Annotated in this window: 23 protein-coding genes and 1 pseudogene; 11 read left to right on the forward strand and 13 right to left on the reverse strand. The window is 68.1% G+C overall.

The window, feature by feature from the left end; genetic code table 11:
• Positions 1-33 precede the first annotated feature (33 nt).
• Positions 34-465: a nuclear transport factor 2 family protein gene (locus tag ACFZDJ_RS41885; RefSeq protein ID WP_391067125.1), complete on the reverse strand. Its 432-nt coding sequence runs from the start codon at positions 463-465 to the stop codon at positions 34-36.
• 169 nt (positions 466-634) lie between these two features.
• Here ACFZDJ_RS41885 and ACFZDJ_RS41890 point away from each other — a divergent pair, with 169 nt between their 5' ends.
• The 5 genes from ACFZDJ_RS41890 to ACFZDJ_RS41910 all read left to right on the forward strand — a co-directional run bounded on the left by ACFZDJ_RS41890 (position 635) and on the right by ACFZDJ_RS41910 (position 5,922).
• Positions 635-1,234, forward strand: a complete 600-nt coding sequence (locus ACFZDJ_RS41890; RefSeq protein ID WP_391067127.1) for a TetR family transcriptional regulator — start codon at positions 635-637, stop codon at positions 1,232-1,234.
• A gap of 209 nt (positions 1,235-1,443) precedes the next feature.
• Entirely contained in the window at positions 1,444-1,869 is a 426-nt protein-coding gene (locus ACFZDJ_RS41895; RefSeq protein WP_391067129.1) for a nuclear transport factor 2 family protein, read from the forward strand.
• 170 nt (positions 1,870-2,039) lie between these two features.
• Entirely contained in the window at positions 2,040-3,071 is a 1,032-nt protein-coding gene (locus tag ACFZDJ_RS41900; RefSeq protein ID WP_391067132.1) for an LLM class flavin-dependent oxidoreductase, read from the forward strand.
• Between the two features lie 368 nt (positions 3,072-3,439).
• Positions 3,440-4,666: an alpha/beta fold hydrolase gene (locus ACFZDJ_RS41905; protein ID WP_391067135.1), complete on the forward strand. Its 1,227-nt coding sequence runs from the start codon at positions 3,440-3,442 to the stop codon at positions 4,664-4,666.
• Between the two features lie 410 nt (positions 4,667-5,076).
• A complete protein-coding gene (locus tag ACFZDJ_RS41910) occupies positions 5,077-5,922 on the forward strand; it encodes an IS5 family transposase (RefSeq protein ID WP_067733353.1) in 846 nt (281 codons plus the stop codon).
• A gap of 214 nt (positions 5,923-6,136) precedes the next feature.
• Here the strand turns inward: ACFZDJ_RS41910 and ACFZDJ_RS41915 are convergent, their stop codons facing one another.
• Entirely contained in the window at positions 6,137-6,580 is a 444-nt protein-coding gene (locus ACFZDJ_RS41915) for a hypothetical protein (protein WP_391067139.1), read from the reverse strand.
• A 386-nt stretch (positions 6,581-6,966) separates the two neighbouring features.
• Positions 6,967-7,431, reverse strand: a complete 465-nt coding sequence (locus ACFZDJ_RS41920; RefSeq protein WP_390933296.1) for an SRPBCC family protein — start codon at positions 7,429-7,431, stop codon at positions 6,967-6,969.
• Positions 7,432-7,477: 46 nt separating this feature from the next.
• Here ACFZDJ_RS41920 and ACFZDJ_RS41925 point away from each other — a divergent pair, with 46 nt between their 5' ends.
• Positions 7,478-8,086, forward strand: a complete 609-nt coding sequence (locus ACFZDJ_RS41925; protein WP_391067142.1) for a TetR family transcriptional regulator — start codon at positions 7,478-7,480, stop codon at positions 8,084-8,086.
• 64 nt (positions 8,087-8,150) lie between these two features.
• Positions 8,151-8,273 carry a hypothetical protein gene (locus ACFZDJ_RS41930; protein WP_391067145.1) on the forward strand — a complete coding sequence of 41 codons (123 nt, stop codon included), beginning with the start codon at positions 8,151-8,153 and terminating at the stop codon, positions 8,271-8,273.
• Between the two features lie 341 nt (positions 8,274-8,614).
• Here the strand turns inward: ACFZDJ_RS41930 and ACFZDJ_RS41935 are convergent, their stop codons facing one another.
• Entirely contained in the window at positions 8,615-10,621 is a 2,007-nt protein-coding gene (locus ACFZDJ_RS41935; protein WP_391067148.1) for a collagenase, read from the reverse strand.
• A gap of 248 nt (positions 10,622-10,869) precedes the next feature.
• On the opposite strand from ACFZDJ_RS41935, the gene ACFZDJ_RS41940 reads away from it, so the two are divergent.
• Positions 10,870-12,303: an aminopeptidase P N-terminal domain-containing protein gene (locus ACFZDJ_RS41940; protein ID WP_391067151.1), complete on the forward strand. Its 1,434-nt coding sequence runs from the start codon at positions 10,870-10,872 to the stop codon at positions 12,301-12,303.
• A 38-nt stretch (positions 12,304-12,341) separates the two neighbouring features.
• On the opposite strand, the gene ACFZDJ_RS41945 is transcribed toward ACFZDJ_RS41940, so the two are convergent.
• Positions 12,342-13,301: a LysR substrate-binding domain-containing protein gene (locus tag ACFZDJ_RS41945; RefSeq protein WP_391067155.1), complete on the reverse strand. Its 960-nt coding sequence runs from the start codon at positions 13,299-13,301 to the stop codon at positions 12,342-12,344.
• A gap of 573 nt (positions 13,302-13,874) precedes the next feature.
• Here ACFZDJ_RS41945 and ACFZDJ_RS41950 point away from each other — a divergent pair.
• Positions 13,875-14,237 (forward strand): hypothetical protein, encoded by a 363-nt coding sequence (locus ACFZDJ_RS41950; RefSeq protein ID WP_391067158.1) that lies wholly within the window; start codon positions 13,875-13,877, stop codon positions 14,235-14,237.
• Between the two features lie 146 nt (positions 14,238-14,383).
• Here ACFZDJ_RS41950 and ACFZDJ_RS41955 read toward each other — a convergent pair whose 3' ends face one another.
• From ACFZDJ_RS41955 to ACFZDJ_RS41970, 4 genes are read right to left on the reverse strand one after another with little or no spacing between them, the layout of a single operon-like run.
• Positions 14,384-15,484, reverse strand: coding sequence for a hypothetical protein (locus tag ACFZDJ_RS41955; protein WP_391067161.1), 1,101 nt, complete (start codon positions 15,482-15,484; stop codon positions 14,384-14,386).
• A gap of 50 nt (positions 15,485-15,534) precedes the next feature.
• Positions 15,535-16,050 (reverse strand): carboxymuconolactone decarboxylase family protein, encoded by a 516-nt coding sequence (locus tag ACFZDJ_RS41960; protein ID WP_391067164.1) that lies wholly within the window; start codon positions 16,048-16,050, stop codon positions 15,535-15,537.
• A 25-nt stretch (positions 16,051-16,075) separates the two neighbouring features.
• On the reverse strand, positions 16,076-16,594 hold the full coding sequence (locus ACFZDJ_RS41965) for a VOC family protein (RefSeq protein ID WP_391067167.1): 519 nt from the start codon (positions 16,592-16,594) through the stop codon (positions 16,076-16,078).
• A 43-nt stretch (positions 16,595-16,637) separates the two neighbouring features.
• On the reverse strand, positions 16,638-17,627 hold the full coding sequence (locus ACFZDJ_RS41970) for a zinc-binding dehydrogenase (protein ID WP_391067170.1): 990 nt from the start codon (positions 17,625-17,627) through the stop codon (positions 16,638-16,640).
• A gap of 159 nt (positions 17,628-17,786) precedes the next feature.
• Between ACFZDJ_RS41970 and ACFZDJ_RS41975 the strand changes: the two genes are divergently transcribed.
• On the forward strand, positions 17,787-18,482 hold the full coding sequence (locus ACFZDJ_RS41975) for a TetR/AcrR family transcriptional regulator C-terminal domain-containing protein (protein ID WP_391067172.1): 696 nt from the start codon (positions 17,787-17,789) through the stop codon (positions 18,480-18,482).
• 262 nt (positions 18,483-18,744) lie between these two features.
• A complete protein-coding gene (locus tag ACFZDJ_RS41980; RefSeq protein ID WP_391067175.1) occupies positions 18,745-19,404 on the forward strand; it encodes a TetR/AcrR family transcriptional regulator C-terminal domain-containing protein in 660 nt (219 codons plus the stop codon).
• A 167-nt stretch (positions 19,405-19,571) separates the two neighbouring features.
• Here ACFZDJ_RS41980 and ACFZDJ_RS41985 read toward each other — a convergent pair whose 3' ends face one another.
• The 4 genes and pseudogenes from ACFZDJ_RS41985 to ACFZDJ_RS42000 all read right to left on the reverse strand — a co-directional run bounded on the left by ACFZDJ_RS41985 (position 19,572) and on the right by ACFZDJ_RS42000 (position 22,472).
• Positions 19,572-20,663, reverse strand: a complete 1,092-nt coding sequence (locus ACFZDJ_RS41985) for an MMPL family transporter (RefSeq protein ID WP_391067178.1) — start codon at positions 20,661-20,663, stop codon at positions 19,572-19,574.
• A gap of 114 nt (positions 20,664-20,777) precedes the next feature.
• Positions 20,778-21,143, reverse strand: a complete 366-nt coding sequence (locus ACFZDJ_RS41990; protein ID WP_391067181.1) for an MMPL family transporter — start codon at positions 21,141-21,143, stop codon at positions 20,778-20,780.
• Positions 21,061-21,282 (reverse strand): annotated as a pseudogene (locus tag ACFZDJ_RS41995) (zinc ribbon domain-containing protein); the annotation flags it as partial. The gene ACFZDJ_RS41990 and the pseudogene ACFZDJ_RS41995, both read right to left, overlap by 83 nt.
• A gap of 404 nt (positions 21,283-21,686) precedes the next feature.
• Positions 21,687-22,472, reverse strand: a complete 786-nt coding sequence (locus tag ACFZDJ_RS42000; RefSeq protein ID WP_391067183.1) for an MBL fold metallo-hydrolase — start codon at positions 22,470-22,472, stop codon at positions 21,687-21,689.
• Between the last annotated feature and the right edge of the window lie 198 nt (positions 22,473-22,670).

The raw sequence follows: 22,670 nt of genomic DNA on the forward strand, positions 1-22,670 counted from the left end.
TGTGTGCGAGGTGGGGTCCGTAGGAATCGCCGACTACTTTTCGGCGAGGTGGTCGGTGGGGTAAGTCCGGTGGAACATGACGTCGTTGGCGTGGATGGTGTCGTAGTACTCGCGGATGGACTGGATGAGCCCGTCGCGCGCTTCGAGGCTGAAGCAGACTCGGTTGTCGTAGATCTTGCCGGCGGGGGACACCCCTTGGGACATGCACTCGAGCAGGACTCGGTCATCCTCGGCGGTCGTTGTGGTGACCGTCAGCCGTACGCCGGGCATGACCTTGCCCACGAGAGTCGCCAGGTCAACGATCTCCGACTTCTTGTACGTGCCGGCCAGCGGGATGATGTCCGGCTCCCCAGACACCCGCCAGACAGCCTTCTCGTCCACTAGTGCCAGAGCTGCATCGAGACCTCCGGCCATCAGGTGTTCGAAGAAGGCCAGTGCCAGCTTCTTGTTCTCTGTCGCGCTCATGCGCGTCCTCCTCGTGCATGCGGTGATCAACGTCGCGTCCCACGTGGCATGCCCTTGAGCCGGTCGACTCGCATCGTGGGCCTCAGGCATTTGTTTGGGACTGAGTCTCATAGTAGGGTACGAGTGAACCGAGTGGGGCTGCAGGCCGGAAGGTGGGTAGAGTTCCAGAATGAGTGGAGACGTGCGTATCAAGACGAGGGACATCGCCAGGGCCGCCGTCCGGGCAGAGTTGGCGCAGGTGGCCTTGGACCTCTTTCAGCGGGACGGCTTCGATCGGGTCACCATCAACGACGTGGTCGCAGCGGCTGGAGTGTCGCGCAACACGTTCTTGCGCTACTTCGGGACGAAGGAGGACGCCGTCCTCGCCGCTTTCGACGCCTGGGGCGAACAGGTCGCCGACGCTGTGCGCGCCCGTCCTGCGGACGAGGGGGACTGGACGGCGCTGCGCCGAGGGCTGGACCTGGTCGCCCAGGAGTACCGCCAGGACCCGGCCGGTGCCCTCGCGACGGCCCGCCTCATCCGGCAGACCCCGTCCTTGCGGGCCAGGAACCTGGAGAAACAGTGCGGGTGGCGCCCGCTCTTGGCAGGCGCCCTGGCCGAGCGCGACCTTGGTGGCTCCCGACAGCCCGAGGAACTGGACCTGCTGGTACGAGCCGCCGCCGCCCTGGACTGCTTGGACATCGCGGTGGACCACTGGACGGAGGCGGAGGGCCGCCTCAGTCTCGACGACCTGCTCGACGCGGCCTTCGCCGCACTCACGGCAGGCTGAGCCGCACTCGCCTGCCTAGGCCGCCCTCGATGCGCGTCTCGGAAATCAGCGGCTCGCGCACCCCGACCAGTTGTCCTGCTCGCTCCGCGGCGCCGGTTTCCTTGACGACCCCGCGCTCGAACCCATCATCCCGTCCGGCACCAACAACACCCGGACAGCAACCTGCAACGCAGCGCCGCGCGCCCTCGCGGCCTGAGAGGAGAGCCGCCGTGCCCACCACCGAAATGACAGAAATCACCGAGCGCAACCGCGACGTCGTCCGCCGCCTGTACGACAGCGTCATGTCCGGAGACCTGTCCGGCATCGCATCACTGCGCAGCGCCGACTACTGCCTCACCCAGGCCCCGGGACACCCCGTGCCGGGCACCCGGATCGGCGACGACGCCAGCGCCGCCGGCGGCCTCATCTTCTCCACCCTTGGCATTGAAGGCCTCACTGTGCAGGAGATCGTCGCCGACGGTCCGTACCGCGTGATCGGCCTGGTCGAGTTGTACGGCAAGGACGCCGACGGCCAGCCGTGGACCATGCCGGTTGCCGAGTGCTTCAAGGTGGAGGACGGAGAGATCACCGACATCCGCCCGTACTACTGGGACATGGTCGAGGTACAGCGCATCGCGGGACACCGCGCCAGCTGAAACCGCGGAAGACCGGCGCCTGACCACCCCGAGCCGCTCGGCCTCAGATGCACCGCACCAGGGGCGAGCGCCTCAGGTGCGGCTGCGCCCGTGTCCGTCACGACGCTGTCGATCCTTTTCTTTCTGGCGTAATACCCGTGAACAATTACCGCTACTGAGGAGTGAACTCGATGGAGATCGGTATTGTCTTAGACCTGCGTAATCCCGCGCAGTGGGAGCGGTCTTGGAAGGACCATTACGCTCGGTCGCTGGAACTCTGCGAGGAAGCGGACCGGCTCGGTATGGGCGGGCTGTGGTTCACCGAGCACCACGCATTCGACGATGGTTATCTGCCGCAGCCGCTCACCTTCGCCGCAGCGGTCGCTGCACGTACTCGCCGGGCCCGCATCGGAACGTCCGTACTCCTGGCAGCCCTCCGCCATCCCGTGCAGCTGGCGGAGGAGGCCGCTCTCGTCGACCTGATCAGCGGTGGACGCCTGGAACTGGGCCTGGGAGCCGGGTATCGCGTGCACGAATACAACATGTTCGACGCTGACTTCAGCACACGGTACACGTCGACCGAACGCGTCATCGCGGAGGTCCAGCGGCTGTGGAAGCAGAAGGAGGTCACGCCTCTGCCGCTCCAAGACCCGCTGCCCATGTGGGGCGGATTCTTCGGACCGCGCGGTGCCCGAGTGGCGGGCCGTCTGGGCATGGGCCTGCTGCACACGTCCGCGGAACTCCTCGAGCCCTATCGTGCCGGTCTTGCCGAGGGCGGCCATGACGTGGCCAACGCACGGATGTCCGGCCTGATACCGATCATGCTGGCGGACGACCCGGAGGCCGCTTGGCCGCGCGTCGCACCTCATCTCGCGCACCAGAGAAACTCCTATCAGGCCGCCGCGGTGGTGGGCACAGGCAACCCTCCTCCGCCACCGGTCACACCGGAGGAAATGCTGAAGCGGCGAGGAAAGATCCTGGGAGAGGAGTCAGGAGCCCCCGCAGAAAAGCAGATGAGGCGGCGGCCGAAGGATCCCTATGGGGAGTTGGGAGCCCTGGAGATCCTCGCTCCCGAAGCTGCCGCTGACCGGATCCGAGGACTGGTCAAAGACGTTCCCGTCCAACACCTCATCTTTTGGGGAAGCATCGGCGGGATGCCCGACGACCTGGTTGTCCGGCATATCGAACTGCTCTCCGGGAGGCTGGCCCCGCTGCTCCGCTGACAGGACGACAGGGCGCGCCGGTCGCGGATGCCATACACGCCGGCCTTCGACTTGGGCGGCACCGCCCCACCGCTCCCGAGGCTGGCTTTTGCGGTAGCGCTGTCGGCGCCAAGTCCGCGGCTCACGACCTTCTGACAGGGCTTCGTACGAAAAGAACTGCGGGCCAGGTGCTTCGGGCCGACACGACCCGCGCTTCACGGTGAGCCACGGTTCAGTTCGCATCTCTCGCAGCAGGGATTCGCTGCCGTACAGAGCTACTTCCCCCTGGCGCGGGGCGTATCCGTTCTCGCGCCCGAGGCCGCGTAACACCGCCATACCTGGCCCCAGTTCCGAAGACACACGTACGAGATCGAAGGAGGAAACCCGTCATGGCCTCACCCCACCACCGACTCGAACGCTTCGTCATACAGGTCGACCAGGGCGTCTTGGACGACCTGAAGACCCGTCTCAAGGCAACCCGGTTCGCACCCGACCTCGACAACGGCGATGAGAAATACGGGCTGTCCACTGCCTACCTCAAGCCCATCGTCGAATACTGGGCCGACGGTTTCGACTGGCGCACCGTCGAGAAACGGCTCAACGCCCACACCCACCACCGCTTGGACGTCGACGGGACACCAGTCCATTTTCTCCGCGAGACGGGCAAGGGGGCCGCTCCCATCCCCCTGCTCCTGTTGCACGGCTGGCCATGGACGTTCTGGGACTGGTGCAAGGTCATCGGGCCGCTTACTGATCCGGCCGCTCATGGCGGGGACCCGGCCGACGCCTTCGATGTCATCGTCCCGTCGCTGCCGGGCTTCGGGTTCTCCACCCCGCTGACGAACAGCCGGGAGAATCCTCTCAGCATGGCCGACCGCTTCCACACCCTCATGACCTCGATCCTCGGCCACGACAGGTTCGCTGTCGGAGGCGTCGACCTCGGCGCTCTGATCGCGGCACAGCTCGGCCACAAACACACCAGCTCCCTGTACGGGATCCATCTCGACAACGAGATACCGCTGAACCTGTTCCAGGGCCAGCGCTATTGGGACTTCACCGGTGGCGCGATGATCACCGTCGACATGCCCGTCGAGCTCCGCGCCGACCTGATCCACTTCCAGGACACCTACGTCTCCCACCTCGCTGCCCACATGCTCGACGGGCAGACCATCACGCACGCCTTCAGCGATTCGCCAGTAGGCATGCTCGCGTGGCTCCTGAGGCGTTGGAAGAAGTGGAGTGACCGCAACGGGGTCTTCGAGGATGACTTTCCCCTCGATCACATCCTGACCAACGCGACCATCTACTGGGCCAACCAGGCCATCGGCTCCTCGATCCGCGCGTACAAGAACGCCAACCTTTACCCTTGGCAGCCCTCCCACGACCGCACCCCGCCCGTTGAGGCGCCGGCCGGCTTCACCCTCCTTCTCGGTGACATCTCCGAGCCGGGCGCCCGCACGCCCGAGCACCGCCGTGAGGCCTTCGGTAAGAGACACGTCTACGCAGACGTCCGAGACATCAACGTGCACCAAAAGGGAGGGCACTTCGGGCCCTGGGAGAATCCCGAGGCCTGGATCAATGATCTGCGATCTACCTTCCGCCCGCTGCGCCCCTGACCAACTGCTCACAGCGGTCGGCCGGATGAGTTGATGCGGTGCCTTCGAAGAAGGCTGTCCGGCGCGGCCATTGGGACGACGTGACCTCTCTCGATGAGCCGGTTCGCGATCCGGGCATGACTTCGCGCACCGCCACGGGTGCGATCGCACCAGGCAGGCAGATCTGTGCCGCTCCCAGTGCGGAGAGTCCCGGCCCGGCCAGGACGCGGTATTGGGCGTCGGGTGCCAGACCGCACGGTCGGTGGCTGCGCCTTCGGCCGTCCTGAACGGGCCCCTTCAGATGACCATCAGCACTTCTAAGAACTCGTAACACGATCTTGCTGGCGTGCAGCGGCTAGAGGGCGTCTGAAAAGCCTGTCAGCGGGCAAGTTGCCTGGTAGCGGGGTGGTGGCGCACTTTCGGGGGCTGGGGTGTGCGGGCTGCGTACCCGTTACTCGACGGATCTTTCTGATGCGGAGTGGGAAATCCTCCGTCCGCTGGTTCCGGCGGTCAAGCCCGGTGGACGACCGGCGATACACACGCGGCGGGAGATCCTGAACGCGTTGGTGTACTGGTTGCGGGCCGGCTGTGCTTGGAGACTGTTGCCGCATGACCTGCCGCCGTGGCAGACGGTCTACCACTACTGGCGGCGGTGGCAGCAAGAAGGTGTGTGGGAGCGGATGTTGACGGCGCTGCGTGAACGCGAGCGGGTGCAACTCGGCCGTGATCCCACTCCCAGTGCCGCCATCGTGGACAGCCAGAGTGTTCGGGCCAGTGAGCGTGGTGGCCTGCATGGCTATGACGGCGGTAAGAAGGTCAGCGGCATCAAGCGCCACCTGCTCGTCGACACCCGCGGCACCGTCCTGGTCACCTGCGTGAGCCCGGCCAGCGTCGGCGACCGTGATGGAGCTCTGGTGCTGTTCGCCCGGGCTGCCGACGCTTTTCCGCGCCTACGACACGTGTGGGCGGACCAGGGCTACCGCGGCGCCGACTTCCACGCCTGGGCCCGCGAAGCCACCGGCATCACCGTGGAGGTCGTGCAGCGCCGCGACGGTGGATTCCGCTCGACCTGGGCTCGGGCAGGGACACCACCACCGGCAGTGCCCGTCTTCGCGGTGGTCCCGCGCCGTTGGGTGGTGGAGCGGACATTCGCCTGGTTGGGACGGTGCCGCCGCCTGTCAAAGGACTACGAGTACCTGCGCGTCTGCTCGGAGAACGCCATCTGCCTCTCCATGGCCATGCTCCTCGTGCGCCGCCTCGCAAGACCAGCCCGCTGACAGGCTTTTCAGACGCCCTCTAGCGATCCTTGTCACACGGCTGCGACCACTCGCCGGGTGACAACGAACCTGCCTTGTCAGCTGTCGTGCTTCGGCTCACGAAGACACGGTTCAAGGATCTTATTCACGCGGCACTGGCGGCCGTAGTGAGGACAGTCGCCCTTTCGGGGCGGTGCCCGGGTCGGCGGCCGACCCGGGCACTCGGGTCACGCCGCTACTCCATGAACTGGAAGGTCCATGCCTGACGCCGGTCGTTGCTGTCGAGTGGCCTGAGGGCGATGCGGGGCGGGAAGATCTTCAGCAGGCCGAGGTTTAGGGCCAGCTCCTCGCCGTCGACGGGGCCTCCAGGGACGACGACGTGGAGGGTGTGCGGCTGCGCGCTCTGGTACAGCGCCCACTCACGGGGCTCGGGGTATCCGACGACCGGCTTGTTCATCTCCGGGGCGCCGTCGAAGGACAGGTACGTTTCGCTCCTGAGATTGCGGATCGTGCAGTGGCCGTTGCTGAGTTCCTCCAGTTGCCATTCCTGCTCGCCGGGATTGCCGGTGGGCGGCAGGAGCACAACGGGTGTCTTGGGCTCCGACGACCCACCCTCCATCGTGAGCAGCTGCTCACCAGGACGGACGATCATGTAGGTGCCGTTCGGTACAGGCGCCAAGGCCGACTCCACTTCTGACGTGCGGCGCCCCCGCGGGGCGCCGCCGATCTTCTGGGCCGACGAATCCCTTCCCCGCCGACGCGCGACAGAGGTCGGAGATGCTCCGTGACACCCTTCGGGACTACAGCTAATTCGTCCTTATGCTCGATCAACTTGATGGTTTGTGCCGGTGCCTTCGGTGGCGTGCCCGGTGGCAGTTGCTCCGCCGATCCCGTCGCGTGACAGGCAGCCCCTTTTTCGACGCTTCCGGCGTGCCGGTGGGTGTGTCGCTCCGGGGGTGGGGGAGGCCGGTATGTGACTCGGTCTGCTGCGCCAAGAACCATGCGAGCAGGGGCGCCGTGGGCCTCGGCTCCTGCGTCGGGCGGAAGAGCTGACATGTGCCGACGTCAGGATCCGGCAGCGGACACATGGTGAGCCAACTCGGTGGCCAGGCGTCGCATGACCGTGCGGTTGGCGCGTCGTATCGTGGCCCGGACGGCGAGTGCCAGTAGGCGGTCGGCGAGCGGGGCGCGCGTCCAGGCGTACGTGAACGACACGTGACTCCCGCCGGTCCGCAGCGGCTTGATGGCGTAGGTGCCGTGGGCCAGGCGTCGGCCGGCCGCGCTGACGTTCCGTTCGACGATGTGCCCCGGCGGGTCGGCCTCGACGACCTCGATGGTGACGTCGGTCTTCGTGCCGCCCAGCGCGACTGTGACCGTGGCGCACGATCCGACGCCACGGTCTGGGCCGCTGTAGCGCCAGTCGGTCAGGTAGTGGTTGGTGAATCGCTCGTGGTGAGCCATGACATCGAGGAAGTCGTAGACCTGCTCGGGCGTCTGCGGTACGTCGATCGACACGGTGACAGACTTCATGTACCACACGGTACACAGGGCATGTACCAATTGGTACACTTCTGATGTGGTGAATACGGACGGCTCGCATCCTGAGGGCGGGGCAGCGCCCGGCACGGACGGGGGCCGGCGCGCTGAATTGGTGAACGCGGCCGTCGATTACGCCGCGGCACACGGCATCGCGGACCTGAGCCTGCGTGGCCTGGGCGCTGCGATCGGCGTCAGTCACCGCATGCTGATCCACTATTTCGGCTCCAAGGAACACCTGCTCGTCGAGATCGTCCGGACGTCGGAGCAGCGCCAGCGTGATCTGCTGTCCCGGCTGCGCGGAGAACCCGGTCTCTCGCCCGCGGATGCTGCGCGGCTCCTCTGGCAGCAGCTGACGGACCCTCGGCTGGCCGGTCAGGAGCGGCTCTTCTTCGAAATCTACGGGCACGCGCTGCGGGGCCGTCCCGAGGCTGCCCCATTCCTCGAAGGGCTCGTGAACGACTGGCTGGAGCCGCTCGTGGCCGCCGAGGTCGCCGCAGGGGCGGACCCTGCCGTGGCCCGGAACCGCGCCAGGCTGGGACTCGCCACCGTCCGCGGTCTGCTGCTCGATCTGCTCGCCACCGGTGACCGCGCCGGCGTCGACGCGGCGATGGAGGACTTCCTCCGGCTGTACTACGGCTCGAAGTGACGGCGGGGTCGGCACGTCGGCGTGCCGCGTTCACCACGCGCGACCAGACATCGGGGTTGCCGCCGTGCTCGCGGGCGAGGGAGGCGGCAAGCCCCCGGACGCCCCCGCGCTCGCGCAGGGCGCCGAGGGCGCCGTCGCCCGCCGGTCGGCTTCCGAGCGGGACGGCGCGGCCGCGGGCGTGAGGTGATGCTCGAGGGCGTTGCGGACGACGTACTCCCACGAACGCTGCGGCCCCCCGCACCGCACGTGAGCTCCGCGGCCGGCCCCGGGTGGCAGCCGTCGCGTTCGATCGCCTCTGGGCGAATGCTCCAGCCCCCCACTCGAGTCCTTCGGCCCGCCGAACGCATGTCTGTCGGCCCCGTCGTCCGGGCCGGTCCCATCGGATCAGCCCGATCCATGGACGCATGGGACGCATGCCCGGCGCGAGTGGTACGTCTGGCACGCGTGTCACCCCGCCGCCTTGTCAGGCCGCGGGGTGACAGGGAGAGGCAGGGGCCGGGGTCGGCCGGCTCAGCCGTCAGCGCCTGGTCAACTGCTGCTCACCCGGCAGGCGCCGGCCGCGCAAGTGTCGAGCCAGGCGGCGAAGTCCGCGTCGTAACGGGTGCCGATGCCGGTGTTGTAGACCGCATAGGCTCCGGCGTAGTCGCCGGTGCGGAACTTGGTGAGCATGGCCTGCACGTCGTCCGGGTGGTTCTCAATCATGTAGCGGACGGCCAGGTAGCCCCATGGGTAAGTGCGGGTCAGGTCGGAGTTGGCGTACGTGCTCTGCCACAGGGTGCTCAGGGCGTAGGTGTGCTTCCCGGCATCGGAGAGCGCCTCGGTGTCGGGCACGCCCCGGTAGCTGTACGAGACGTACTCGGCGAAGCCCTCGATCCACCAGATGTCCGGGACCGTCTGGCCCGCGGAGAAGTCGCCGTACGTGTCGTAGCGGCCGTCGAGGTAGTGGGTGTACTCGTGGTTCAGGTTCCAGATGTCCGCCGGGAAGCCGTCGCCCACGCTCTTCACGTAGGCGACGAAGCGGGCCTGGTTGTTGGGGTCGGCGGGGTTGCCCTCCAGGTATTCGCCGCCGTTGTTGGTGCTGTTGCCGAAGATCCAGCCTGAGTACGTCTGGTAGTCCCTGGGGCTCGCGAAGACGACGATCTGGATGTTGGTGTTGCGGTCGTCGGCGACCGGGCCGCTGTCCTTGACAATGCCGTGGAAGTAGGCGTCCTGTCCCCGCACGCTCTTGCAGGCCTCGGCGAGTGCCGAGTCGGTCAGGGACTGGGCCAGGAAAGTGTGCCCGTCATCGCACTTGTAGGTGATGGGGAGTGCGGCCGCGGTGAGCTTGGACGTCAGGTCGCAGGTGTCGTAGTACGAGCATTGGGCCGCGTCGTGCGCGGAAGTCATCTCGGCGGCGCCGACCCACAGCGGAGCGGTCGGGCCGGTGATCGAGGAGGCGCCGAGCAGGCCCTTCACCATCGGCCGCACCTTGTCCTGGAGCCCGGCCGTGTCGAGGAAGCGCGCCGTCTCGGTTCCGGCGTTGGAGGCCATGAAGTACCAGGTCCCGCTCAGCATCGACATGTGGTTCAGGGCGAACGAGTTCAACGTGTCGATGATGCTCGGGTCGGCGGTGACAGCGCTGATGAATGCGGGGTTGAAGTGGCCGCGGAAGAGCGGGGTGAAGACGTCGTTGACGGCCGTGTCCATACTCCAGTAGGCGTCGTAGGAGCTGTCGTAGGCGTTCAGCACTCGCTTGTACGTGTCCAGGTAACGAGCCTGCTCGTTGGCGCTGTCCGTCAGGATGATGACGTCGCCCAGGACGCTGCCGTGTTCCGAACTGACGTCCATGAAGTGGCAGTTGGCGGTGAACGCGTCCAGTCCGCCTTCGGTGGCCGCAGCCAGGGTCGGGCCGTAGTCGCCGACGTCGGCCGAGTCGTTGTACTGCACGTAGTAGCCGGCGCGCAGGAACAGCACGAGCTGCCACACGTGGGTGGAGTTGTCGCCGGGATACGTCTGCGACGCGTCCTGGAAGGCGTCGGCGACGGTCACCATCTGCGCCTCGCGGAACACGTTGCGGGCGTCCGTGCCGGTGGTGCCGAACAGCGTATTGATGCAGTCGGTGGTCGAGTCCTGGATGTACGCGACCAGTTCGGATCCGGTACGGGTGCCGAAGTCGGCCGGGGTGCACGACGCGGCTGCCGCGTGTTTCGTGGCTTCGGGAGGCCGTACGGCCTTCGAGGCCGAGGAGGTCTGCGGCAACCGCGGGCTGAGCGGCCGGACATGGGCGGCGGCCAGCCGCCCGCTCTGGGCGTCTGCTTGATCGGACGCAGCGGTGTACGCGCCGAGCGGCGACAGCGCGCGCGGCTCGGGCTTGGTCACGGCGGTGGTCGTGGGAGCGGCCGTTGTGGCGGTCTTCGGTCCGGCCGCTGCGAGGGCCGGCGCGGCCAGCAGGCCCGCTATCAGGGCGCTGACCGCCAGGCTGACGGCCAGGGTTCTGGACGCGAATCTGGACGGACTTCCGGGATGGAATCCGGGCAGGGCAGGTCGACGACGCATCAATGCTCCTTCGTGAGTGGGGGTCGCTTCGAGCACGAGCGGCGAGGCGTGGGGGGAACGTCCCACTCACAGTGGCCAATGACAACGGACTGAGGGATACGACAATGGAGGGACGGGCCATAACATCCGTGCCCACCGAGGAAGTTGACAGCCAGGGCGGGACGCCGAGCAGGTCTCCGCCTCGTGTTATGCGTGCGGCGGAAAAACAGTATGGGGCGGGGCGGCCCCCTGCTCCCTACGATCCCGGTATGACGACGAAGAACCCGCTCCACACCGGTTCGCACGACCTTCCGGTCTCCTCAGCGCTCGCCGAGTTCCTTATGGGGAACTGGGAGTCTTCGCCGCGAGCCGATCCGCCCCCGCAGTCGATCGCACCGTGGGCGGCCAAACGGCGCGACCGGCTGTCCGCGCGCTTCCCCGGCGAACGGCTCGTCGTTCCCTCAGGCGTCCTCAAGGTGCGCAGCAACGACTGCGACTACCGGTTCCGGCCGCACACCGCGTTCTCGTACCTGACGGGTGGGACCGAGCCGGACAGCGTCCTGATCCTCGAACCGACCGCCTCTGGTCACGAGGCGGTGCTGCACCTCCGCCCGCGATCCCCGCGCGACACCGGGGAGTTCTACCGCGACCGCCGCCACGGTGAGATCTGGGTCGGCCGCCGCGCCACCCTCGACGAGGCCTCCTCACTGCTCGGCGTGGCGACCCAGGGCCTCGACGACGTCCCCGCCCGGCTGAACGGCGCGCGGCCGACCCGCTTGCTGCGCGGCGTCGACCCGGAGATCGACGCGCTCGTCGACAGCACCGGCCGGGAAGAGGCCGACCTCGAATTCGCCTCGTTCCTGTCCGAGATGCGCCTGGTCAAGGACGAGTGGGAGGTCGAGCAGCTGCAGATCGCGGTGGACGCCACGACGGCCGGATTCACCGACGTCGTGCGCGCACTGCCCGAGGCCGTCCGCCATCCGCGCGGCGAACGCTGGGTCGAGGGCGTCTTCGGCCTGCGCGCCCGCCTCGAGGGCAACGGCCTCGGCTACGAGACAATCGCCGCCGCCGGAGCGCACGCGTGCGTACTGCACTGGATCGCCAACGACGGTCCGGTCCATCCCGGTGACCTGCTGCTGCTCGACGCCGGCGTCGAGTCGGACACGCTCTACACCGCCGACATCACGCGCACCCTTCCGGTGAGCGGCACCTTCACCGCCGCGCAGCGCGACCTCTACGACCTCGTGCTCGCCGCGCAGGACGCCGGTATCGCGGCGGTCCGGCCGGGCGCGCGCTTTCGTGACTTCCACCTCGCTGCGATGCGAGTCATCGCCGAGGGGCTGCACTCCTGGGGCCTGCTCCCGGTGACGCCGGACGAGGCCCTTGAACCCGACAGCGGTCTGTTCCGCCGCTACACGTGGTGCAGCAGCGGCCACATGCTGGGCATGGACGTCCACGACTGCGCCGCGGCCCGTGCCGAGCAATACCTGGACGGAGTCCTGGAGGCGGGCCACGTCCTGACCGTCGAGCCGGGCCTGTATCTCCAGCCGGACGACCTGACGCTGCCGCCGGAGCTGCGCGGCGTCGGCGTGCGCATCGAGGACGATCTGGTCGTCACGGAGGACGGCGCCCGCCTCATGTCGTCGGCGCTGCCGCGCACCGCGTCGGCGATCGAGACGTGGATGGGTGAGCTCCTGGCCTGACCCTGCGTCCCAAGGCGCGGGCGCCGTCGTAACTGGCTCTAGGAGCGCGGCAGATGGAACGTCTGCGCCGCCCACGCCTGGAAGTGCGCCGACCGCGTGATGAGGTCGCGGTAGGACGCGTGCGCGGAGCTGAACAGTGTCTCCGTGATGTCCTCCGTGACCTGGTCGCGGCGCCATGCGAGCAGATACCGGGTCCACAGCGGTGTGCCGGTCAGCGGTTTGACGATCACGCCCTGGTTCGGCCGGGTCGTAGCCTGCACGATGGAGACGCCGAGTCCCTCGGCGATCATGTCCTGGAGCTGGAGCCGGTCACCGAGGTACTCATGGACGGCCGCGGGCGTGAACCCGGCTGCCGCGCAGGCCGCGTAGAACACGCCCGGCCAGCCGGCACCGTCGTCGGGGGTCAGGAACCAGGCCTCGTCGGCGAGTTCGGCGAGGGGGACCTCCATGCGGTGCTTGAGCCGGTGACCGGCGGGCAGGGCTACGAACGCGGGTTCGTTGACGATCTCGCGATGCGCCACGGCCGCGGAGTGCCGAAGCTCCATTCCGGGGTAGTCCGCGGCGATCGCGGCGTCCAGCTCGCCCTTCTCCAAGTGCTCGACTATCTCCGACGACGGGTAGACGCTGCTCACCGTCAGCGTGAGATCAGGCCTCCGGCTGCGTATACGGACGACCATGCCGGACAGGACGGGCGAGTTGGTCGCCGCAAGGCGCAGGACCCGGGGTGCTCCGACGCCGTCCCCCGCCGGACGACGCCTGATGGCATCCGCACGGGCCAGAATCTCGCGCGCCTGAGTCAGGATCTCAAGGCCGTACCGGGTCGGCTCGACTCCCGACGCGGTACGCACGAACAAGTCCTCACCGAAGAGCCGCTCGATCCGGCGCAGTTGGGTGCTCATCGCCGGCTGCGAGTACTTCAGGAGTGCCGCGGCTCGCCCCAGACTCCCGGCGTCGGCGATCGCACACAAGGTCCGTAGATGCCGAAGCTCCAGGTCCATCGTCCGGGCTCCTCGTCTCGACGCTCCTGCCGTCCGCGGTCACCGGGCGACTCTAGCGGTGGTTCATCGCGCGGTCAGCAAGCGGAGGGTGGAGCTGGACACGTCGATGCCGGAGGGACACACAAGCACGTGGAGCCGCTGCTGGAGATGGACTCCTCTGAATACCGGCTCTCCACCGGTGGCACGACGCCGGCGATCTCACCCCCGGTCAGTGGCAGCAGACCAGCGCAGGCACGTGGGTCCAGGTAACCGCAGTGCAGTACCGCGCACAGTCGCTCGCGGTCTACCACCTCACCGTTGACGACCTGTACACCTACTACGTCCTCGCAGGCGGTACACCGCTCCTCGTCCACGATCGGAGGACTCCTTCCCGGGTGCCCCGCTTGCCCGCGACTCATGGACCGGCTCAACACCATCGATACATACGAAGGGGGGTGAGACGATATGGGAACCCTTCTCAAAGGCCTGCGACACGTCCAGTGGGGCGACTTGGGCGCCGCCCGAGGAGCAACAGCCGGCGACATTCCCGCCCTGCTGTCCAAGGCAGCATGGTCCGACGAAGGAACCGCGAGCATGGCGGTGGACGAACTGGCCGACCTCATCTGCGAACTCGGCTTCGTCGTACAAGAGGCGACCGCGCCCACGGTTCCGTTCCTGGTCGAACTGGCAGGCGCCCCTCACGTGGCGTGCAAGGCTGACGTGCTCGCACTCCTGCTCAAAGTCTTCAACGGACGCCAGTGGAGTGCCGCCGCAGAGGCGGCCCCTCCAAAGTACGACGGTAACTACACAGAACAGGTCGGGTGGGAAGCGGCATCGCAGCAGGCGGTGCGGGCCGGGCAACCTCTATTCAGGGAACTGGCCAGGTCCACAGACCCTCAGCTCGCAGAAGCCGCTGGCGAACTCCTGCAGGCCATCGCAGCAGAGGCGACACAGTGACGGCTACCGCCCGTCCAAGGCGAGGGCGCTGTCGGATGCCTTCGTCGACACATACAGGTCGTCGCATCGTCGGAGAGCCGCGCCGTCATCAGGTCCGCAGGTTCACGGGCGCCGCCGTCCTCGTCCGGCTTTCGGTCGGCTCCCCCTCACGAGTGTGCGATCGCCTTGTGGGTGAAAGTGGGCGACGTTCCCGGGTTGGCCCAAGAGGCGGTCAGTTCGCTGGAGGGGAAGAACTGCAGGAACCGGGGGTCGGCCTGGGAGCGGTCGACCAGAGTCTTCTCGACGATCAGAGAGTTGTACTGCTCGGCGGTCGTCTCGATGGTGTTGGCGTTGAGGACGACCTCCTGGCCCCAGGTGCGGGACCAGCGGGCGATGCCCGGCATGCGGGAGTGCTCGGGGGTCAGGCACTCGGTTGCGATGACGTTCTCGCTGCTCGCCCAGATGCCGGTGGAGGTGTTGAGGACGATGGTCTGGTTGCCGAGCACGTGCCCCGGGGTCTCGATCACGGCGACGCCGGGGCCGAGGATCAGGGAACCGTCGACGGGGAGGAACGCGTCCGGCCGTACGTCCCGGTAGGTCTGCGGCTGGTACCAGGGCTGTTGCAGTGGGTGCAACTGGGACATGGCGAGCAGCTCGTGGCGCTGCACGATGACCTTGGCGTTGGGGAAGGCGGGCTGTACGACGCCGCCGAGGTCGGACTGGGGGCTGGTGGTGCCCACCCAGCGGCGTAGGTCCTGGGTGTGCAGGTGGTCGAAGAGCAGGTAGTCGACGTCCTCGGGCTTGATGCCGAGGCGGGCCAAGTGGCCCAGGACCGTGCCGTGTTCGGTGGTGAGCAGCGACTGCAACGGCCCCGGGGTGCGACGGATCAGTGCGGCGAAGTACGGCGTGTTCTGGCCCAGTTCGTGATCGCTGGGCTCGAAGAGCAGTACCCGTTTGCGTCCGTCGCTCTCCGTCCACCGCACCACCAGCATGCGGTTGGTGATCGACAGGAACGGTGCGATCGCCCGACTGGCCCGGAACAGGCCGAACTTGGTCGGGTAGGGCAGCGTGATCAGGTCGCAGGTCGCGACGCTGTCCGGGGTGCCGGTCGCGGCGAACTCGGCGCGGAAGGCCTTGGCCTGGTTGCGGGCCCAGGCGAGTTTGGCGCCGTAGCCGCCGGGCACCTCGGTCAGGCCGTCGAAGGCGGAGACGCGGGTGCCCAGGGTGGGCATGTCGAGGACATCGGAGTCCTGCCAGGCGAGCTTCATCGATCCTCCCGGAGGGTGTGGACAAGGGTCAGTGCTGACGGAGTTCACGGTCAGTACGGGGCCTTCTCGCCCTCGGTCGTCACGCCGAAGGTGTTGAGGAAGTTGCAGACCAACTGGTAGAAGCCGACCGTGAGGACCAGGTCGGAGAGCTGCCCGGCGGTGAGGAAGGAGAGCGCCTCGGCGCGCTCGGCCTCGGTCAGGGTGTGCTGCTCCAGCAGCCGGTCGGTCAGGGCGAGGACCGACACCTGCTCCGCGGACAGCCCCTCGGCCGAACCGGTCTCGGCGGCGGCGATGCCGGCCTCGTCGAGCCCGAGGAGCCGGCCGATGTTCTCGTGGTGGTGGATCTCGTACGGCGCCCGGTAGGTGTGTCCGACCCGGAGGATGGCGAGTTCACGGAGCGGGTGCGGCAGGGCTCCCTGGAAGATCGCGTCGGCCATCTGCAGGAAGGCGGGAGCCAGCGCGGGGGAGTGGAACACCATGCGGTAGATGTTGACGCCGGACCGCTCGGCGGCGACCTTCCGCAGGTCGGCGGGGAGCGCGGTCAGGTCGGGGTATTCCATGCTCATCGGTTCTCTCCTTCGTACGGCGGTGTCAGCCGACCTCGTTGATGGGGTTGGTGCCGTCCCACCGGGCCGCCATCTCCCGTAGCGCCGCGAAGAGTTCGCCCTTGGCGCCGCCGATGTCGGAGATCTCGATGACCGTGCCGGGGAGTGTCTCGGTGTCGAGGTAGGCGAAGCGGCCACCCTGGATGGCACCCTCCTGGGCGACGGTGTAGCCGAGGGACAGGGCGCGGTCGTAGAGCTCCTGGTAGTCGTCGGTCCAGTAGGCGACGTGCTGCGCACCCTCGTGTCCGGCGTCCAGGAAGTCCTTGTAGAGGGAGGGTTCGTCGTTGAGTGGCTGGATCAACTCGATCTGCATGTCACCGGAGTTGGCGATCGCGGCGGCCATCCGCATGCCGGAGTCGGCGCCCCGGTACGTGAACCAGTCCGTCTGCACCGGGTCCTGGTAGTACCAGGGACCGACGCCCTGGGCGACCCAGAACTCCATCGCGGCGTGCAGGTCGCGGACGACGTACCCGATCTGGGCGATCTGTCCGAAGATGCGGCTCATGAGGTGGCTCTCTCTTTCCACTGCTGTGTAGGGGCGGGGCGCGTCAGGACGTCGGCATCTCCAGCACGATCTTTCCCGTGGCCGTGTTGGAACGCATGTGGTCCGCCGCCGCCTTGGCGTCGTCGAAGGCGAAGGCGCGGTCGACGACGGCTCGGACCCGGCCTTCCTCGACGGCGGGTACGACATCGGTGGCGAGGGCGGCACAGGCGTCGGCGAGTTCGTCGGGCGTGCGCACACTGAAGGTCGTACCGAGAACGCGCAGGCGGCGGAACGACAGCTGGTTGAGGTCGATGGTGGACTCGGCCCCGGCCAGCCGCCCGACATTGACCACGGTGCCGCCGACGCGCGTGGCCAGGAAGGTGTCGGCGAAGAGCTGTCCGCCGACGTGGTCGAGGGTGAGGTCTGCCCCGCCGCCGGTGATGCCGGTGACGGCCTCGGCGAGGTTCTCGGACGCCGTGTTGACGACGACGTTCGCGCCGACGGACTTCAGGGCATCGGCCTTGCTGTCGGAGGTGGTGGCCGCGATGACCTGGGACGCGCCGAGCGCCTTGGCCAGCTGTACGCCGATCAGGCCGACCGACGAGGTGGCGCCGACGACGAGGACGCTCTGCTTCAGGCCGAATCCGCCCTGGGTGAGGGCGTCGTGCTCGGTCGCCAGCGCCACCGGCAGAGCCGCGGCGTCGGTCCACGACAGGCACTCCGGCGCCGTGATCACATGTCGGTGGTCGACCAGCGCGTAGGGGGCGAAGGCGCCCAGGGCGACGCCCATGACCCGGTCACCGACGGCCCGGTGGCGCACGTCGGTGCCGATCGCGTCGACCTCGCCGGCGAATTCGAGGCCGGCGGTGAACAGGTCGCTCGTCTTCGCCCGGGGGTGGTAGGTGCCCTGCAGCATGTACAGGTCCGCCCTGTTGACGGCGGCGGCCCGAACGCGGACGCGGATCTGTCCCGGTCCCGGTGTCGGTACGCCGACGTCCCGGACGTCCCACTCGGGTCCGGCGCCGCCCATGAGCGCCCGCATGGTGCTGGTCATCAGTGGTTCTCCGTTACGACGTGGAAAAGACGGGGAAGGGGAGTGCGCTCGCCTGGTGATGCGCAGGTAACGAGCTCTCAATACTTACGGTGTATGTACGCCGTTTCCTCAAGCTAGACTTATGGAATAAGTTGTGTCAAGGGCGGGAAGGGCGGCTGGATGAAGGTCCGGGGCAGCAGCCGGGGCAGGCGGCTCGGTCTGACGCGGGACAAGGTCGTCGACGCCGCCCTCGCGGCGATCGACCGGGACGGCCCGGACTCCTTCTCCCTGCGGAAACTCGCGGGGGAGCTGGGCGTCGAAGTGATGTCGCTCTACAACCACGTACCGAACAAGGACGCCCTGCTGGACGGTGTCGCGGAGGCGCTGCTGGGTGGGATCGACCTGTCCGGCGCCGACGCGGGAACCTGGCAGGAGCGTGCGCGAGCGCATGCTGCCGCCTTCCGGGCCGCGGCTCTGCGGCATCCCAAGGCGTTCACTCTGGTTCTCACCCGGCCCACGCAGTCACCGGCGGCCCTGGAAAACGTCCGTTGCGCCCTGGCCGGATTTCCCGAACTCGGTCTCTCACCCCAGGAACTCGTTCACGTGGTACGGAGTTTCGCCGGTTTCATCGTCGGCATGATCATGAGGGAACTGGGCTCGGCCATCACCGAGGGCACGGTCGAACCGGACCAGGTCCAGCGGCGGGTCGACGAGATGTCCGCCGTGGGTGATCCCCTCCTGTCCGCCGCCGCCCCCTATCTCGCGGTCAGTGATCACAAGGCCGAGTTCGAGCACGGTGTCGAACTGCTCATCGCCGGTCTGGCGGTGCGGGTGGGGGTGCCGTACGACTGGGGTCCGAGAGGGACGTGTCCGTGACCCCGCCCGCAGGTGGCGACGGGGACGTACGGGCGTCAGGAGGTGGAAGACGGCAGCACTTGCGGGGAGCCGCCCGGCCCCGTCCCGGTCGCCCTCCGATACGACGCCGTCGATGACCGGATCGCCGTGCTTTCGCGGACGCGGGCGGCGGTTCTGGGTGCTGTCCAGGTCCCGCCGTGTCGTGATTCCTCGTAGCGCTTGAAACTTATGAGATAAGTTGATACGTGGCGCAGGTATGCACCGCTGATCGAAGGGATGGGTGATGGCGCAGAGGATGACCCGCCGTGGGCCGCTGACCAGGGAGGAGATTGTGCGTCAGGCCCTGGTGGTGGCCGAGACGGAGGGCATGGAGAAGCTGTCGCTCCACAAGGTCGCGGCGGCGGTGGGGGTGCGGACCATGTCGCTGTACAACCATGTCGAGGACAAGGCCGACGTGCTGGACGCCATGGCGGACGTGATCCTGAGTGGGATCCGGATCCCCGAGGCCGACGAGATGTCGTGGGAGGACGGGCTGCGAGCCCTCGCTCACTCTTTCCGTGCCGCCGCCCTGGAGTATCCCCGTTCCGCGTCCCTGGTGCTGACCCGGCGCCTGAACGCGCCCGCAGCCATGCCGGTGGTGGAGGCCGCGCTGCGTTTCCTGAACCGCGCCGGCCTGGAAGGCGCCGACGCCGTGCATGTCCTGCGGGCCTTCATCGCCTTCCTGATCGGGACGCTCTCGCGAGAGGTCGGGTTCGCGCCGACGTACGCAGGCGCCATCCCGGGTGTGATCGCCATGCGCGAGCAGGAACTCGTCGACAGCGGGCTGTCCGCCGTGGCCACCGCGGCAGCCGAACTGGCCGTGATCGACCACGAAGCGGAGTTGGAGTTCGGCCTGGAGCTTCTCCTCGACGCGGTCCGCCGCCGCGCCGCAGCACATTCGTAACCCGGGTGGGCCCGAGCCGTCCTCATCCGCGGCACGGACTTCCCCGACGCGCCTGGCCCATCGCCCGACCCGCCGGGAGCCGCGCCGTACGGCTTCGGCTCTCGACGGTGTGGGGGCGGCTGGGTTGAACGGGCCGGCGGCTTCTTCCCGCGTCGACTGCATGGGCCTCACCCCACAGGCACCGCACTGCGCTCGGCGTCCTTCCCCGCAGTGCGGTCGGGGAGATTGGCGCCCTCGATGTCGACGTCGGGCAGGGTGCGGTCGGGCCGGCGGGGCAGGCTCCAGGCGCGGCGGCCGAGAAGGGCCATGGCGACGGGCACGAGGGTCATGCGGACGACGAAGGCGTCGATGAAGACGCCGATGGCGAGCGCGAAGCCGATGGACTTGATGACGGGGTCTTCGTTGAAGATGAACCCGGCGAAGACCGCGGCCATGATGAGCGCGGCGGCGCTGACGACGCGTCCGCTGCGGGCAACGCCGTGCACGACGGCCTCCTGTGCGTCGAGGCTGTTCTCGTGGTGTTCGCGCATGCGGCTGACGAGGAAGACCTCGTAGCCCATGGCGAGTCCGAACAGGACGCCGATCAGCAGGACGGGCAGGAAGCTGGTGACGGGAGCGGCCGAAGGGATGGCCAGCGGGCCGTTGAGGTGGCCGTACTGGAACACCCAGACCGTGGTGCCCAGGGCCGTGGCGACGGAGAGCAGGAATCCGACGGCCGCCTTCAGCGGGGCAAGCAGCGAACGGAACGCGAGGGTGAGCAGGATCAGGGCCAGGATCACGATGATCGCCACGAAGCCGGGCAGGGCGCCGGAAAGCTTGTGCGCGACGTCGATGGCCGCCGCGGTCTGGCCGGCGATGTAGAGGGTGCCGCCGGCCTTGGCGATGGCCGAAGCGTTGTCGCGCAGGCGGCTGACCATGTCGGTGGTGGCCTGGTCATCGGGCCCGGTCTTCGGTACGACGGCCATGACGAGCAGGCTCTTGTCGGCGTTGGGAACCGGCTGGGAGACGGCCGCCACGTCCGAGTCCTTCGCCAGTGACGTGCGCAGGTCCGTGACGGTGGCCGTGATGTCTCCGGCGGGTATGCCCTTGGTCTCGACGAGGGCGACGAGTGTGGCGTTGAAGCCCGGGCCGAAGCCCTTCGTCAGCAGGTCGTAGCTCTTGTGCTGGGTGCCGGCGGTGGGCTCGGAGGCGTAACTGGGCAGTCCGAGGCGCAGGTTGCGGGCGGGCAGGGTGAGTGCGAGCAGGGCGATCACACCCACCAGCAGGACGATCAGGGGCCTGCGGGTGACCGCGCGCGCCCAGGACAGGCCCCAGGCACCGGGGACGCGCTCGCGGGGGCCGGCTCGCGGATGCCGGGGCTTGGGCCGCAGTCGCTAGCCGAACAGGCCGAGTACGGCGGGCACGAGGCTGACCGCGATGAGGACGGCGATCAGCACGGTGGCAGCAGCGGACAGGCCCATGACGGCCGGGCAGGGGATGCCGGTGGCGGACAGGGCGGCGAGGGCGACGATGACCGTCGCGTCGGCGAAGACGACCGCGCTGCCCGCCGTCGCCACGGCCCGCGCGATCGACTCCTCGGCGTCCATGTCGGGATCTGCGAGCTGTTCACGGTGGCGGGAGATGCTGACTTCTCCCCTTCCTGAAGGAGGGGGATTCTTACGGCTCGCGCCGTGAGGGTTTCTGCTTCGTCGCCGACTGCCTGTCCGGAGTACTCCGTTGAGGTCTTGCACCAGCTCCACAGACTGTCATCGCCAGCCCGGCGGCCAGAAGGTTGTGCGCCGCGTTCACGTCGCGGTCGTGGGTCGTGCCGCAGTCGCACGTCCAGGTGCGGACGTTCAGCGGCGTCGTGTCCTGCAGGGTGCCGCAGGCGGAGCACAGTAGATGACCCCGGAGATCCTGGCGGCCTTCCTCAGTCCTGTCTCGATGGCCGCCTCGGTCTTCGCCTCGGTCAAGGTGCTGCCCTTCGGTGCGGCGTACGCCACGCGGATCACACCTCCCGAGGTGTCCGGTCTCCAGCCCTGCCGCGAGGCCTTCCGCATCACGCATGACGGCCGCACCCCGGTGATCACGATCGCCGCGGGTACGGGGCTCGCTCCGTTCCGCGGAGCGATCGCCGACCGCCTCGGGCTCGCCGAGTCGGGAGCGGTGTCCATGCGGTCTGTCATCAGCGAGGCGCCGTTGGGCGGTCTGCGTTTCGTGCAGCACCGGATCGCCGCCGAGGCCGACGAAGTGTGGGCGCTGCTGGAAGCGGGGGGCATGCTCGTCACGCCGGCTTCGACTCGCTACGCGCTCGTGCGCGCCTTCTCGTACAGGATCGGGTCGTGGGCGCTGATGATCGTGAGGTCGGGATCGGCGCGCCGGTACAGCTCGGCGAGGCGGGCGTGGTTGTCCCGGACCTTCTTCCGATCGAAGCCCACGACGGTCTCCATGCCGCGCAGGGAGATGGGGACGGAGGAGTGACCGTCGAGGGTGCCGTGGTGGTAGAAGGCGTCACCGGCGTGCAGCACCCAGCGCGTACCGGCGTCGACCGCCACGGCGGCGTGGCCGCGCGTGTGGCCGGGCAGCGCGATCAGGACGATGCCGGGTGCGATCGTGTCGAGTTCCCTGGCCGCCGCGAACCCGCGCCACTTCTCGCCGTCGGGGCGGTGCTCGACGAGCTTTGGGCCGTGTGCCCACTGGGCTGAGCTGTAGCGGATCCGCTCCCGCCAGGAGGGAGAGTGGACGGCTCCGCGCGCCTCGTCCGCGGTGAGGTGGACCTGGGCGTGGGGGAAGTCGGAGAGGCCGCCGATGTGGTCGGCGTCGAAGTGGGTGAGCACGATGTGGCGGACGTCGTCCTGGTGGAAGCCGAGCTTCTCGACCTGCCGGACGGCCGTCTCGTCCGGGTCGAACACCGGCCGGATGAAGCGGCGTGCTGGTCCGACGCGCCGCTTGGGGTCGGCGATGTCGTCGAGGCCGTAGCCGGAGTCGACGAGGACCAGGCCGTTCGCGGTCTCGATCAGCAGGACGTGACAGACGAGACGGGCGCCGGGCGGCTGCATGGTGCCGCAGTTGAGGTGGCGGACTTTCATGGCGGGCGTCCTTGGAGGTGTGAGGGCGGGTGGCTGCTGATCGGCCCGGCCGCGGTCGCGCGTGGTCGCCGACCGACACTTACGGTGTATGTTCACCTTTCCTCAAGATAGACTTACGATATAAGTTCTGTCAATGCGCCAACCGCAGATGGGACGGTTCTCCGCTCGGGCATTCGCTTCGAGAAGCTGTCGCTCCGC

The sequence above is a fragment of the Streptomyces sp. NPDC007896 genome (genome assembly GCF_042959425.1).
GTDB lineage: Bacteria > Actinomycetota > Actinomycetes > Streptomycetales > Streptomycetaceae > Streptomyces.

Excerpts from the sequence above, each read along its gene's own strand:
- ACFZDJ_RS41935 (WP_391067148.1), bottom strand. The coding sequence starts at position 10,621 with ATGCGTCGTCGACCTGCCCTGCCCGGATTCCATCCCGGAAGTCCGTCC.
- ACFZDJ_RS41950 (WP_391067158.1), top strand. The coding sequence starts at position 13,875 with ATGGCGGTGGACGAACTGGCCGACCTCATCTGCGAACTCGGCTTCGTC.
- ACFZDJ_RS41970 (WP_391067170.1), bottom strand. The coding sequence starts at position 17,627 with ATGACCAGCACCATGCGGGCGCTCATGGGCGGCGCCGGACCCGAGTGG.
- ACFZDJ_RS41975 (WP_391067172.1), top strand. The coding sequence starts at position 17,787 with ATGAAGGTCCGGGGCAGCAGCCGGGGCAGGCGGCTCGGTCTGACGCGG.
- ACFZDJ_RS41965 (WP_391067167.1), bottom strand. The coding sequence starts at position 16,594 with ATGAGCCGCATCTTCGGACAGATCGCCCAGATCGGGTACGTCGTCCGC.
- ACFZDJ_RS41955 (WP_391067161.1), bottom strand. The coding sequence starts at position 15,484 with ATGAAGCTCGCCTGGCAGGACTCCGATGTCCTCGACATGCCCACCCTG.
- ACFZDJ_RS41960 (WP_391067164.1), bottom strand. The coding sequence starts at position 16,050 with ATGAGCATGGAATACCCCGACCTGACCGCGCTCCCCGCCGACCTGCGG.
- ACFZDJ_RS41940 (WP_391067151.1), top strand. The coding sequence starts at position 10,870 with ATGACGACGAAGAACCCGCTCCACACCGGTTCGCACGACCTTCCGGTC.
- ACFZDJ_RS41885 (WP_391067125.1), bottom strand. The coding sequence starts at position 465 with ATGAGCGCGACAGAGAACAAGAAGCTGGCACTGGCCTTCTTCGAACAC.
- ACFZDJ_RS41900 (WP_391067132.1), top strand. The coding sequence starts at position 2,040 with ATGGAGATCGGTATTGTCTTAGACCTGCGTAATCCCGCGCAGTGGGAG.
- ACFZDJ_RS41920 (WP_390933296.1), bottom strand. The coding sequence starts at position 7,431 with ATGAAGTCTGTCACCGTGTCGATCGACGTACCGCAGACGCCCGAGCAG.
- ACFZDJ_RS41890 (WP_391067127.1), top strand. The coding sequence starts at position 635 with ATGAGTGGAGACGTGCGTATCAAGACGAGGGACATCGCCAGGGCCGCC.
- ACFZDJ_RS41980 (WP_391067175.1), top strand. The coding sequence starts at position 18,745 with ATGGCGCAGAGGATGACCCGCCGTGGGCCGCTGACCAGGGAGGAGATT.
- ACFZDJ_RS41945 (WP_391067155.1), bottom strand. The coding sequence starts at position 13,301 with ATGGACCTGGAGCTTCGGCATCTACGGACCTTGTGTGCGATCGCCGAC.
- ACFZDJ_RS42000 (WP_391067183.1), bottom strand. The coding sequence starts at position 22,472 with ATGAAAGTCCGCCACCTCAACTGCGGCACCATGCAGCCGCCCGGCGCC.
- ACFZDJ_RS41905 (WP_391067135.1), top strand. The coding sequence starts at position 3,440 with ATGGCCTCACCCCACCACCGACTCGAACGCTTCGTCATACAGGTCGAC.